The sequence below is a fragment of the Hydrogenophaga borbori genome (assembly GCF_003417535.1).
GTDB classification, from domain to species: domain Bacteria; phylum Pseudomonadota; class Gammaproteobacteria; order Burkholderiales; family Burkholderiaceae_C; genus Hydrogenophaga; species Hydrogenophaga borbori.
In genome coordinates this window covers 191,738-203,387 of sequence record NZ_QVLS01000010.1, presented here as the reverse complement: position 1 = coordinate 203,387, position 11,650 = coordinate 191,738, and the positions used below count along the sequence as shown (strand labels likewise).

At 67.9% G+C, this 11,650-nt stretch carries 13 protein-coding genes; 9 read left to right on the top strand and 4 right to left on the bottom strand.

Translation table 11 applies throughout. The features are described 5' to 3' along the window. Entirely contained in the window at positions 1-645 is a 645-nt protein-coding gene (locus DY262_RS16095) for a glutathione S-transferase family protein (protein ID WP_116960110.1), read from the top strand. 21 nt (positions 646-666) lie between these two features. Here DY262_RS16095 and DY262_RS16090 read toward each other — a convergent pair whose 3' ends face one another. The 3 genes from DY262_RS16090 to DY262_RS16080 all read right to left on the bottom strand — a co-directional run bounded on the left by DY262_RS16090 (position 667) and on the right by DY262_RS16080 (position 3,352). Then, positions 667-2,040: a sensor histidine kinase gene (locus tag DY262_RS16090; protein ID WP_416187026.1), complete on the bottom strand. Its 1,374-nt coding sequence runs from the start codon at positions 2,038-2,040 to the stop codon at positions 667-669. Between the two features lie 110 nt (positions 2,041-2,150). After that, the gene (locus DY262_RS16085) at positions 2,151-2,819 is read right to left on the bottom strand and encodes a response regulator (protein ID WP_116960108.1); all 669 of its coding nucleotides are present in this window, start codon (positions 2,817-2,819) and stop codon (positions 2,151-2,153) included. A gap of 59 nt (positions 2,820-2,878) precedes the next feature. Next, complete coding sequence (locus DY262_RS16080; RefSeq protein ID WP_083293229.1) at positions 2,879-3,352, bottom strand: helix-turn-helix domain-containing protein; 474 nt, start codon at positions 3,350-3,352, stop codon at positions 2,879-2,881. A 139-nt stretch (positions 3,353-3,491) separates the two neighbouring features. Here DY262_RS16080 and recA point away from each other — a divergent pair, with 139 nt between their 5' ends. Beyond that, a complete protein-coding gene (gene recA, locus DY262_RS16075; RefSeq protein WP_116960107.1) occupies positions 3,492-4,616 on the top strand; it encodes a recombinase RecA in 1,125 nt (374 codons plus the stop codon). A gap of 5 nt (positions 4,617-4,621) precedes the next feature. Further along, the gene (gene recX, locus DY262_RS16070) at positions 4,622-5,080 is read left to right on the top strand and encodes a recombination regulator RecX (protein WP_116960106.1); all 459 of its coding nucleotides are present in this window, start codon (positions 4,622-4,624) and stop codon (positions 5,078-5,080) included. Between the two features lie 54 nt (positions 5,081-5,134). Here recX and argC read toward each other — a convergent pair whose 3' ends face one another. Further along, entirely contained in the window at positions 5,135-6,061 is a 927-nt protein-coding gene (gene argC / locus DY262_RS16065) for an N-acetyl-gamma-glutamyl-phosphate reductase (RefSeq protein ID WP_116960105.1), read from the bottom strand. Positions 6,062-6,229: 168 nt separating this feature from the next. On the opposite strand from argC, the gene sucC reads away from it, so the two are divergent. The 6 genes from sucC (at position 6,230) to DY262_RS16035 (ending at position 11,604) form a co-directional block, all read left to right on the top strand. Further along, positions 6,230-7,393, top strand: coding sequence for an ADP-forming succinate--CoA ligase subunit beta (sucC, locus tag DY262_RS16060; protein WP_116960104.1), 1,164 nt, complete (start codon positions 6,230-6,232; stop codon positions 7,391-7,393). 14 nt (positions 7,394-7,407) lie between these two features. Next, positions 7,408-8,301, top strand: coding sequence for a succinate--CoA ligase subunit alpha (gene sucD, locus DY262_RS16055; protein WP_116960103.1), 894 nt, complete (start codon positions 7,408-7,410; stop codon positions 8,299-8,301). Between the two features lie 228 nt (positions 8,302-8,529). Next, entirely contained in the window at positions 8,530-9,315 is a 786-nt protein-coding gene (locus tag DY262_RS16050; RefSeq protein ID WP_070399746.1) for a Stp1/IreP family PP2C-type Ser/Thr phosphatase, read from the top strand. Positions 9,316-9,365: 50 nt separating this feature from the next. Further along, positions 9,366-9,992 carry an FHA domain-containing protein gene (locus DY262_RS16045; RefSeq protein ID WP_116960102.1) on the top strand — a complete coding sequence of 209 codons (627 nt, stop codon included), beginning with the start codon at positions 9,366-9,368 and terminating at the stop codon, positions 9,990-9,992. 137 nt (positions 9,993-10,129) lie between these two features. Further along, the gene (locus DY262_RS16040; RefSeq protein WP_116960101.1) at positions 10,130-10,921 is read left to right on the top strand and encodes an MBL fold metallo-hydrolase; all 792 of its coding nucleotides are present in this window, start codon (positions 10,130-10,132) and stop codon (positions 10,919-10,921) included. 188 nt (positions 10,922-11,109) lie between these two features. Beyond that, complete coding sequence (locus DY262_RS16035; protein ID WP_116960100.1) at positions 11,110-11,604, top strand: pilin; 495 nt, start codon at positions 11,110-11,112, stop codon at positions 11,602-11,604. The last annotated feature ends 46 nt before the right edge of the window (positions 11,605-11,650 follow it).

Below are 11,650 nucleotides of genomic sequence, written 5' to 3'. Positions count from 1 at the left end.
ATGGGCCTCAAGCTCTACTACGCGTCCGGCGCGTGTTCCTTCGTTCCGCACAGCTCGCTCGAGCTCGCTGGCGCCAGCTTCGAGCCGTCGATGGTCAAGCTGCACAAAGGCGAGCAGCGCGCGCCCGAGTACCTGGCCATCAACCCGCGCGGCCAGGTGCCGGTGCTGGTGGATGGCGACGAGGTCATCACCCAGATCCCGGCCATCGTGCTCTACCTGGACGCCCAGTTCCCCGAGGCCGGCCTGCTGCCCGCCTCGGGCGTGGCGCGCACGCGCGCGCTGCAGACCCTGGCCTGGATGAACAACACCGTGCACCCCACCTTCACGCACGTGTTCATGCCCCAGAAGTTCACCGCCGACGAGGCCGCGCAGAAGGCCGTGAAGGCGCACGCGGTGGAGGTCTACCGCGGCCTGCTCGGCGAGCTCGAGGCGCTGGCCCAGAAGGCCAGCCCCTGGCTCGGCGGCGACAAGCCCGGCGCGCTCGACGCCTACGCGCTCACCCTGCTGCGTTGGGGCGGCTTCGCGGGCATCGACCCCAACAGCCTGCCCGCCACCTGGGCGCTGGTGCAGCGCTTCGCGGCGCTGCCGGCGGTGGCGCGCGCCATGGAGCGCGAGCGCCTGGAGCTCAACGTCTACAAAGGCTGAAGCGGCGGCGGGCGGCGGGTTTCACTCGCTCGCCTGCTTCGCCACGAAGCGAACCGACACTCGCAGACCCGGGCGGCCGCGCTCCGGGTGCGCGTCTTCCATGTGCACGGTGGCGCCGTGCTGCTGGGCGATCTCCTGCACGATGGCCAGGCCCAGACCCGAGCCGTCCACGTCCGTGCCCAGCGCGCGGTAGAAGGGCTGCATCACCAGTGCCCGTTCGCTCACCGGGATGCCCGGGCCGTTGTCCTCCACCTGCACCAGCTGCACACCGCTGAAGCGGTCCACCAGCACGCGCGCGGTCACCACGCCCTTGGGCCCGCTGTAGGCCATGGCGTTGTCCACGAGGTTGCGCACCATTTCCTGCAGCAGGGTGGGGTTGCCGGTGAGCTGCAGCTCCTCGGGCACCTCGTGGTCGCCTTCCACGCCCAGGTCCACGCCCAGCTCCAGCGCGCGCGGCACGGTGTCGCGCACCACGGCGGCGACCAGCCGCGCCAGATCGACGCGCGCGCTCGGCAGGGTGCGGCCGGTGGTCTCGGCGCGTGCCAGCGCCAGCAGCTGGTTCACGGTGTGCGTGGCGCGGGCGCTGGCGCGCGCGATCTGCTGCAGCGAGCCCCGCAGGCCGGCCGGGTCGGACTCACGCTGCGCCAGCTCGGCCTGCATGCGCAGGCCGGCCAGCGGCGTCTTGAGCTGGTGCGCGGCGTCGGCCAGGAAGCGGCGCTGCGTGGTCAGCGAGGCCTTCAGCCGCGCCAGCAGGTCGTTGATCGAGGCCACCAGGGGCGCCACCTCCTGTGGGATGTCGGCCTCCTCGATCGGGCTGAGGTCGTCCGGGCGGCGCGCGCGGATGCGCTGCTCCAGGTCGGACAGCGGGCGGATGCCGCGCACCAGCGCCAGCCAGACCAGCAACACCGCCAGCGGCAGGATGACGAACTGCGGGACCATCACGCCCTTGATGATCTCGTTGGCCAGCGTGGAGCGCCGGCCCGTGGTTTCGGCCACCTGCAGCAGCACCGGGTGCCGCGGGTCGGGCCGCGCGAGCCAGGTGTAGGCCACGCGCACCGCATCGCCGCGCAACACGTCGTCGCGCTGGCGCACGCGGCCGGCCTCGGGCACCTCGTCGGGGGGCGGTCCGGGCAACTCGACCTCGCCGCTGACGAACTGGCCGTGCCCGTCGACGAGCTGGAAGTACACCAGGTCGGAGTCGTCGGCGCGCAGCAGGTCGCGCGTCTGCGGGTCGAGCGCGAAGCGCAGCGCGCCATTCTCCACCACCACCAGCTGCGCCAGCGCCTGCAGGTTGTATTCGAGCGCGCGGTCGAAGGGCTTGTTGGCGATGCCCTGCGCCACCACCCAGGTGAGCGCGAGCGACAGCGGCCACAGCAGCAGCAGCGGCGTGAGCATCCAGTCCAGGATCTCGCCGAACAGGCTGCGCTGCTCGCGCTGGAACAGGCCGAAGGAGATGGTGGTGGGGGTGGTCTGGCGCGCCGTGCCGTCGTCCGGCGCGGGCTGGCTCACACCTTCTCCAGGCAGTAGCCGAGGCCGCGCACGGTGGCGATGCGGATCGGGCCTTTCTCGATCTTCTTGCGCAGGCGGTGGATGTAGACCTCGATCGCGTTGGTGCTGACTTCCTCGCCCCATTCGCACAGGCGCTCGACCAGTTGGTCTTTGCTGACCAGGCGGCCCGCGCGCTGTAGCAGCACCTCCAGCAGGCCCAGCTCGCGCGCCGACAGCTCGATCAGCTTGCCGTCGATGGTGGCCACTCGGCCGGCCTGGTCGTACTCCAGCGGGCCGTGGCGGATGAAGTTGGTGCTGCCGCCCATGCCGCGGCGCGTGAGGGCGCGCACGCGCGCTTCCAGCTCCTGCAGCGAGAAGGGCTTGGCCATGTAGTCGTCGGCGCCGAAATCCAGGCCCTTGACGCGCTCCTCCACGCTGTCGGCCGCGGTGAGGATCAGCACCGGCATGGCCGAGCCGCGCGAGCGCAGCCGCTTGAGCACTTCCAGGCCGTGCAAGCGCGGCAGGCCCAGGTCGAGGATGAGCAGGTCGAACTCGTTGTTGGTCATCAGGGCCGCATCGGCCTCGGTGCCGCTGGCCACGTGATCGACCGCCGCGCCGGCCGCGCGCAGGCTGCGCAGCAGGCCGTCGGCCAGGACGTGGTCATCCTCCGCGATCAGGATGCGCATGGCTTGTCTCCTCAGGTCGTCGGGCATTGTAGGGATGGCGCCGCGCCCCGAGTGGCGCTTCAGGCCTGCGCATAGGCTTCCAGGCCGATGGCCACCACCGTGGCGACCTCCTGGCCCACCTGGGCGGCGAACTCGGCCTCGGCCTGGGCGACGGCGCGGCGGAAGGCGTCCAGCCAGAGCAGGCCGTCGGGCGTGAAGACGATGCGGCGCGCGCGCGCGTCCCGCGGGTCGCTTTCGCGCCGCACCAGACCCCAGGCCTCGCACTGCGCGACCAGGTCGCCCATGGCCTGCTTGCTCATGCCGGCCGCCTGCGCCAGCTCGGTGAGGCGCGAGCCGCGCAGCGACAGGTGGCGCGTGATGTGCACGTGCGCCGCGCCCACCTGCTGGCGCGCCGCCAGGTTGGACAGGGCCAGCGGCACCTCGGCGTCGTGCGCCATCAGATGCAGCACGCGAGCGTCGAAGCGGCGCAGGGCCTCGCCCAACAGGCGGCCCAGGTGGCCGCCGCGCCAGCGGTCGTCGGGCAAGGAAACCATGGTCTGATTGTCAGGCAAACTGACCAAAAATTGGCTTGTTGGCGAGAAATACGCGGCTAAACTGCTGGCCATGCATCCAGTACTGGATGCGATCACAGTCAGCCTAAGTCAACACCCACTCACCGCTCAGGAGCCACCGATGGATGCACCCGTGAAAAACGCCGCCCTCAACAGCGAAAAGGCCAAGGCCCTGCAGGCCGCGCTGGCCCAGATCGAAAAGCAGTTCGGCAAGGGCACGATCATGAAGCTCGGCGAGGGTGAGCAGATCGAGGACATCCAGGTCGTCTCCACCGGCTCGCTGGGCCTGGACATCGCCCTGGGCGTCGGCGGCCTGCCGCGTGGCCGCGTGATCGAAATCTACGGCCCGGAATCGTCCGGCAAGACCACGCTCACCCTGCAGGTCATCGCCGAGATGCAGCGCCTGAACGGCACCTGCGCCTTCGTCGACGCCGAGCACGCCCTGGACGTGCAGTACGCGCAAAAACTCGGCGTGAACCTGCCCGAGCTGCTGATCAGCCAGCCCGACACCGGCGAACAGGCGCTGGAGATCGTCGACTCGCTGGTGCGTTCGGGTGCGGTGGACCTGGTCGTCATCGACTCGGTGGCCGCGCTCACGCCCAAGGCCGAGATCGAGGGCGAGATGGGCGACCAGCTGCCCGGCCTGCAGGCGCGGCTCATGAGCCAGGCCCTGCGCAAGCTCACGGCGACCATCAAGAAGACCAACTGCACGGTCATCTTCATCAACCAGATCCGCATGAAGATCGGCGTGATGTTCGGCAGCCCCGAGACCACCACCGGCGGCAACGCGCTCAAGTTCTACGCCTCGGTGCGCCTGGACATCCGCCGCACCGGCACCATCAAGAAGGGCGACGAGGCCATCGGCAACGAGACCAAGGTCAAGGTGGTGAAGAACAAGGTTTCGCCGCCGTTCAAGACGGCCGAGTTCGACATCCTGTTCGGCGAAGGCATCAGCCGCGAGGGTGAGATCCTCGACCTGGGCGTGGTGCACCGCGTGGTCGAGAAGTCCGGTGCCTGGTACGCCTACAACGGCGAGAAGATCGGCCAGGGCCGCGACAACGCGCGCGAGTTCCTCAAGGAAAACGTCGAGTTGCGCGTCGAGATCGAGAACAAGGTGCGCGAGGCCCTGGGCGTGCCGCAGCTGCCGCTGGATGGCGCTTCGGGCGAGGAAGAGGCCGCGCCCGCCAAGGCGCGCAAATCCAAGGCCAAAGCCGATGCCGCCGACGCCGAGGCGGCCGACGCCTGAGCGCCATGGGCTTCGACAAGCCCTCTCTCAAAGGCCGCGCGCTGCGCCTGCTGGCGCAGCGCGAGCACTCGCGCGCGGAGTTGCAGCGCAAGCTGGCCTCGCACGAGGAAACACCCGGTGAACTGGCGCAGGCGCTCGACGAGCTGCAGGCCAGGGGCTTCATCGACGAGCAGCGGGTCATCGAGTCGGTGATCCACCGCCGCGCCGCCCGCCTGGGGGCCTCGCGCGTGCGACAGGAACTGCAGGCCAAAGGCCTGCCGGCCGAGGCGGTGGCCCAGGCCGTGGACGGCCTGCGCGGCAGCGAACTGGAGCGGGCGCGCGAGGTCTGGCGCAAGAAATTCGGCCGCGCCCCGACCGACCCGGCCGACTGGGCGCGCCAGGCGCGCTTTCTGGTGGCGCGAGGTTTCGACGCCGGGGTGGCGCGGCGCATCATCGGCGACGCGGGGCGCGGCGATATGTCCTGAGGGGGCGCTGGCCACTCGGCGGGGATATTCGGCCGGTTCTTGACCGGCCTTCGCTCACAGCCCGAGCATCAGCTTGAGGTTCTGCACCGCCGCCCCGCTGGCGCCCTTGCCCAGGTTGTCCAGGCGCGCGATCAGCACCGCGTGGCGGTGCGCTTCGTTGGCGAACACGCGCAGCTCGATCAGGTTGGTGTCGTTGAGCGCGGTGGCGTCGAGCTTGCCGTCGTCCGTGGGGGGCAGCACCTTCACGAAACCGCCGGCGGCCGCGCTCGCGGCGTAGTGCTTCCGCAGTGCCTCGTGCAGGTCGGCGGCCTGGGGCTGGCCCGGCAGCGCGTCCAGGTGCAGCGGCAACTGCACCAGCATGCCCTGGCGGAAGTTGCCCACGGCCGGGATGAAGATGGGGCGGCGCTGCAGGCCCGTGAGCGCCATGATCTCAGGCAGGTGCTTGTGCGACAGGCCCAGCGCATAGGCCTCGAACAGCGGTGCGGTGCCGGCCTCGTAGGCCTCGATCATGGAGCGGCCGCCGCCCGAGTAGCCGCTGACTGAGGGCAGCGAGAGCGGGAAGTCGGCGGGAATCAGGCCGGCATCGACCAGGGGGCGGATCAACGCAATGGCGCCGGTGGCGTAGCAGCCGGGGTTGGCCACGCGGTTGGCCCGCTGCACGGCCTGCGCCTGCGTGGCGGTGAGTTCGGGAAAGCCGTAGACCCAGCCCGCCGCGGTGCGGTGCGCGGTGGAGGCGTCGATGATGCGCGGCTTGTGCCCGGGCAGGGCGTCGACCATCGCGACCGATTCGCGCGCCGCGTCGTCGTGCAGGCACAGCACCACCAGGTCGGCCTGCGCCATGAGTTCGCGCTTGGCCTCGGGGTCCTTGCGGCGTTCGGGCGCGATGCTGAGCAACTGCACGCCCGGCTCCTTCACGAGCCGCTCGCGGATCTGCAGGCCGGTGGTGCCGGCTTCGCCGTCGATGAAAATCTGGTGGGCCATGCGCGGTTCCTGTGGCGGGGCGGGCCGACGAACGCCTGGGGCGGGCGCCGCCGCGACCCGGATTGGTGCGATGCACCATGATACATTCCCTGGTTGCTCCGTCCGAGAGCCCGTCTACCGGCCGCCGCTGCCGCGCCGGACACACGATCCATCCCTGAGAGAGACCTCATGAAGATTCACGAATACCAAGGCAAGGAAATCCTGCGCCAATTTGGTGTGCCCGTGCCGCGCGGCATTCCCGCGTTCACGGTGCAAGAGGCGGTGGAAGCCGCGCAGAAGCTCGGCGGGCCCGTGTGGGTCGTCAAGGCGCAGATCCACGCGGGTGGACGCGGCAAGGGCGGTGGCGTGAAGGTCGCCAAGACCATCGACCAGGTGAAAGAACTGGCCGGCCAGATCCTGGGCATGCAGCTCAAGACCCACCAGACCGGCCCCGAAGGCCAGAAGGTGCGCCGCCTGTACATCGAAGACGGCGCCGACATCCAGAAGGAGTACTACCTCTCCGTCGTGACCGACCGCGGCACGCAGAAGGTGGCCTTCATCGCCTCCAGCGAAGGCGGCATGGACATCGAGGAGGTGGCGCACGCCACGCCCGAGAAGATCATCAAGGTCTTCGTCGACCCGCTCGTCGGTCTGACCGACGCGCAGGCCAAGGAGCTCGCCAAGGGCATCAGCCTGCCGGCCGACTCCGAGGCGCAGTTCGCCGATGTCTGCAAGAAGCTCTACAAGTGCTACATGGAGACGGACGCCTCGCTGGTCGAGATCAACCCGCTCAACCGCGACGGCAAGGGCAACATCATCGCCCTGGACGCCAAGTTCAACTTCGACTCGAACGCCCTGTTCCGCCACCCCGAAATCGTGGCGCTGCGCGACCTGGACGAAGAGGACCCGGCCGAGATCGAAGCCTCCAAATTCGACCTGGCCTACATCAGCCTGGACGGCAACATCGGCTGCCTGGTGAACGGCGCTGGCCTGGCCATGGCCACCATGGACACCATCAAGCTGTTCGGCGCCGAGCCGGCCAACTTCCTTGACGTGGGCGGCGGCGCCACCCCCGAGAAGGTGACCGAGGCTTTCAAGATCATGCTCAAAAACCCCAAGGTGAAGGCCATCCTGGTCAACATCTTCGGCGGCATCATGAAGTGCGACACCATCGCCACGGGCGTCATCACCGCGAGCAAGGCGGTGGACCTGAAGGTGCCGCTGGTGGTGCGCATGAAGGGCACCAACGAAGAACTGGGCAAGAAGATGCTGGCCGAATCGGGCCTGCCCATCATCAGCGCCGACTCCATGGCCGAAGCGGCCCAGAAGGTCGTCGCCGCCGTCAAAGCCTGAGCCGAGGAACAAGCATGTCGATCTACATCAACAAAGACACCAAGGTCATTACCCAAGGCATCACGGGCAAGACGGGTCAGTTCCACACCGAGAAATGCCAGGAATACGCGAACGGCAAGAACTGCTTCGTCGCGGGCGTGAACCCCAAGAAGGCCGGCGAGTCGATCTTCAACATCCCGATCTACGCCTCGGTGAAGGAAGCCGCGAAGCAGACCGGCGCCACCGTCTCCGTGATCTACGTGCCGCCCGCGGGCGCGGCGGCCGCCATCTGGGAAGCCGTCGAGGCCGACCTGGACCTGGCGATCTGCATCACCGAAGGCATCCCCGTGCGCGACATGCTGGAAGTGCGCAACAAGATGAAGGCCAAGGAGGCCGCCGGCGGCAAGAAGACCCTGCTGCTGGGCCCCAACTGCCCGGGCCTGATCACGCCCGACGAGATCAAGATCGGCATCATGCCCGGTCACATCCACCGCAAGGGCCGCATCGGCGTCGTGTCCCGCTCGGGCACGCTGACCTATGAAGCCGTGGCGCAGCTCACCGAAATCGGCCTGGGCCAGTCCAGTGCCGTGGGCATCGGCGGCGACCCCATCAACGGCCTCAAGCACATCGACGTGATGAAGGCCTTCAACGACGACCCGGACACCGACGCCGTGATCATGATCGGCGAGATCGGTGGCCCCGACGAAGCCGAGGCCGCGATGTGGTGCAAGGCGAACATGAAGAAGCCCGTGGTGGGCTTCATCGCCGGTGTCACCGCGCCCCCCGGCAAGCGCATGGGCCACGCCGGCGCGCTGATCAGCGGCGGCGCCGACACGGCCGATGCCAAGCTGGCCATCATGGAAGAGTGCGGCTTCAAGGTCACGCGCAACCCGTCCGAGATGGCCAAGCTGCTCAAGTCCCTGATCTGATCGCCCGGTAGGGTGTGCAAAAGGCAACGCGCGCGTTGCCTTTTTTTTCGCCTGTTGCGCGCAACGTGACGCTTGTCACCGATACAGCTTGTCGCGGCGCGGGCGGCTGCAACAAAATGCAACACCTTTCGGGCCGCGTCGGTCGGCCCTGCCTTCGGCGCCCCCAGCCCCAGCGGTCGTCCGCCGACGAACGCGCCTCGATTCCCCCATCGGTATAACGCCACCCTCATGAATTTCGAGTTTCACGCCCTGACCGATCCAGGACTCGTCAGGGACAACAACGAGGACTCGGTGGCGCTCGACCCCGACAACCGCCTGGCCATCCTCGCCGATGGCATGGGCGGCTACAACGCGGGCGAGGTGGCCAGCGCCATGGCCACCACCTTCATCAAGACGGAGCTCGGGCGGTGGATCGCCGACGGTGGCTTCGAATCCAGCGCGCGCGAGCTCAAGCGGGCGATGGAAATCTGCATCGACAACGCCAACCGCTCCATCTTCAACGCCGCCAACGCCAACGCGCAGTACGCGGGCATGGGTACGACCTTGGTGATGGGCGTGTTCCTCGACGGCCGCGTGATGATCGGCCACGTCGGCGACTCCCGCTGCTACCGCCTGCGCCGCGGCGAGTTCGTGCAGATGACGCGCGACCATTCCCTGCTGCAGGAGCAGATCGACGCCGGCCTGATCTCGATGGAGCAGGCGCAGTTCGCCACGCACCGCAATCTGGTCACGCGCGCGCTCGGCGTGGAAGACACCGTGCTGCTCGAAGTCAACGAATACCGCGTCGAGGACGGCGACCTCTACCTCTTCTGCTCCGACGGCCTGAACGACATGCTCAGCGACGAACGCATTGCCGCGCTGCTGGTCACCGCCGGCACATTGGAGGAAAAGGCAACGGCCCTGGTGGAGGCCGCCAATGGCGCGGGCGGGCGCGACAATATTTCTGTGATACTGGCGTTTGCTCGCGCCCGACCCACCCGCCGCGGCCTGCTGTCGCGCATGCTGGGTCAATAATCCGCTCTGATCCCACACCAAGTCCTACAGGAATCCCAGAGGAGTCGGCCATGCCGAAAATGATCGTTTCCATTGACGGCGTCGTCATCAAGGAGGTCCAGCTCACCAAGGACCGCACCACCCTGGGCCGCCGTCCTTACAACGACATCGTCATCGACAACCTGGCCGTCAGCGGCGAGCACGCCGTGCTGCAAATGTCGGGCGCCGACGTCTTCCTGGAAGACCTCAACAGCACCAACGGCACCTACGTCAACGGCAAGGCGATCAAGAAGCAGCAGCTGCAGGGCGGCGACACGGTCGAAATTGGCAAGTACAAGATCAAGTTCGTCAATGACGGAGCCGAGTCCCAGGAGAAGACCACGGTGATCAACGCCGGCACGGTGGTGTCTGGCGCGGAATCCGCCAGCGCGACCCTGGGCCCGGCGGCCATCAAGGTGGTCAGCGGCTCGGCCGCTGGTCGCGAGGTGGCGCTGACCAAGGTGGTCACCACCATCGGCAAGCCAGGCGTGGCGGTGGCCGCCATCACCCGCCGCCCGCATGGTTACGTCGTGGCCATGGTGGAAGGCACGGTCAAGCCCACGGTCAATGGCAAACCGCTGGGCACCGATGGGATCGACCTGCACAACGGTGACCTGCTGGAGCTGGCCGGCACGCAGATGCAGTTCGTCCAGCCCTGAGCCCAAGGGGCGCTTCGCGCCCATCCCGGCGCGGCCGCCGAAACGCCACGCGCGGGCGCGTGCCGAGGAATAAGTCACATCCCGTGCGGGCGGTGGGGGGTACCCTCGGGGCCCTCCATGTTTTCCACCCGATGCCGATGAGGGTTCGCGTACTCGGGTGTTCCGGTGCCATCGCCCAGGGATGCCGGACCACCGCCTTTCTGATCGACGACGACACGCTCATCGACGCGGGCACGGGCGTGGGTGACCTGCGCATCGATGAGATGCTGCGCATCGACCATGTGCTGCTCACGCACGCGCACCTCGATCACGTGGCCTCGCTGCCGCTCATGCTGGACGCGGTGGCGTCGCGCCGTCTGGCCTGCGGCCGGCCGGCCCTGCAGGTGCATGCGCTGCCCGGCACCATCGCGGCGCTGAGGGCGCACATTTTCAATGACCTCATCTGGCCGGATTTCTCGCGCATTCCATCGGAGGGGGCGCCGCTGATGCGTTTCACCTCCTTCGACGTGGGCGATGTGGTGAAGGTCAATGGCAAGTGCTTCGAAGCCCTGCCGGCGGTGCACACGGTGCCGGCGGTGGGCTTCGCCGTGGCGCGGGACAGTGGCGGCCCGCACTGGGTGTTCAGCGGCGATACCGGCCGCAACCCGGCGTTCTGGCGCCGGATCAACCAGCTCGACGTGGCGCAACTGGTCATCGAGACTGCTTTCAGCGACCGCGAAGCGGAACTGGCGCGCCGCAGCCAGCACCTGGCCCCCGTGTGGCTGGCCGAAGAGCTGGGTCAGATCGCGCCCGGCCGGCACTACCCGATCCACATCACCCATACCAAGCCGGCGGAAACCGAATTGATCGCGGACGAGATCCGTCGCCTGGGTGCCGGCGTGCCGCAGGATATCCGCTGGCTCAGCGCAGGCCAGGTCTTCGAGGTCTGACAAATCCTGTCGATCGTCCGCCGGGGCGACGAAATTTGTCCGACAAAAACTAAGCCAAAAGGATGAATCAGGTCGCCCATTGGCCGGTCGTCCTTGTAGCCGGTACGCTCGTCCGGTTCGCGAAGCTGGCACGCCATCTGCAGAAGAGGAGGGGTCTCAACCCAACCCCCCTTCTGGAGGAGTTCTCAATGAAGCGTACGATTCAAAAAGGTTTCACCCTGATCGAATTGATGATCGTGGTGGCCATCATCGGCATTCTGGCGGCCGTGGCGCTGCCGGCTTATCAGGACTACACGGTGCGTGCCCGCGTGTCGGAAGTCGTGCTGGCGGCGTCGGCGTGCCGCACGGCCATCACCGAGACCGTTCAATCCGCGACGCCCGGGACGGACGCTTCGACGGCCATCCAGAACTCGTGCAACGTTCAGCCCACCCGCATGGTGACGTCGGGCGCCGCCGACGGTAACGGCGTGATCACCATCGTGGGCAACGCGACCAACCTCGGCGGCGACACCAGCGCCACGGCCAACTCCATCCAGCTCGCGCCGTTCGTGTCGGCGAACGGTGCTATCACCGCTCTCGTCGGTGCCAACCACGCCGGTTTCGTGATCCAGGAATGGCGCTGCGGCCCTGCGACTGCCAACGCGATGCCCGCACGTTATCTGCCTGGCTCTTGCCGCAACTAAGGCTCTCCTGACCAAAATAGGCCGCTTTGCGGCCTATTTTTTTGGC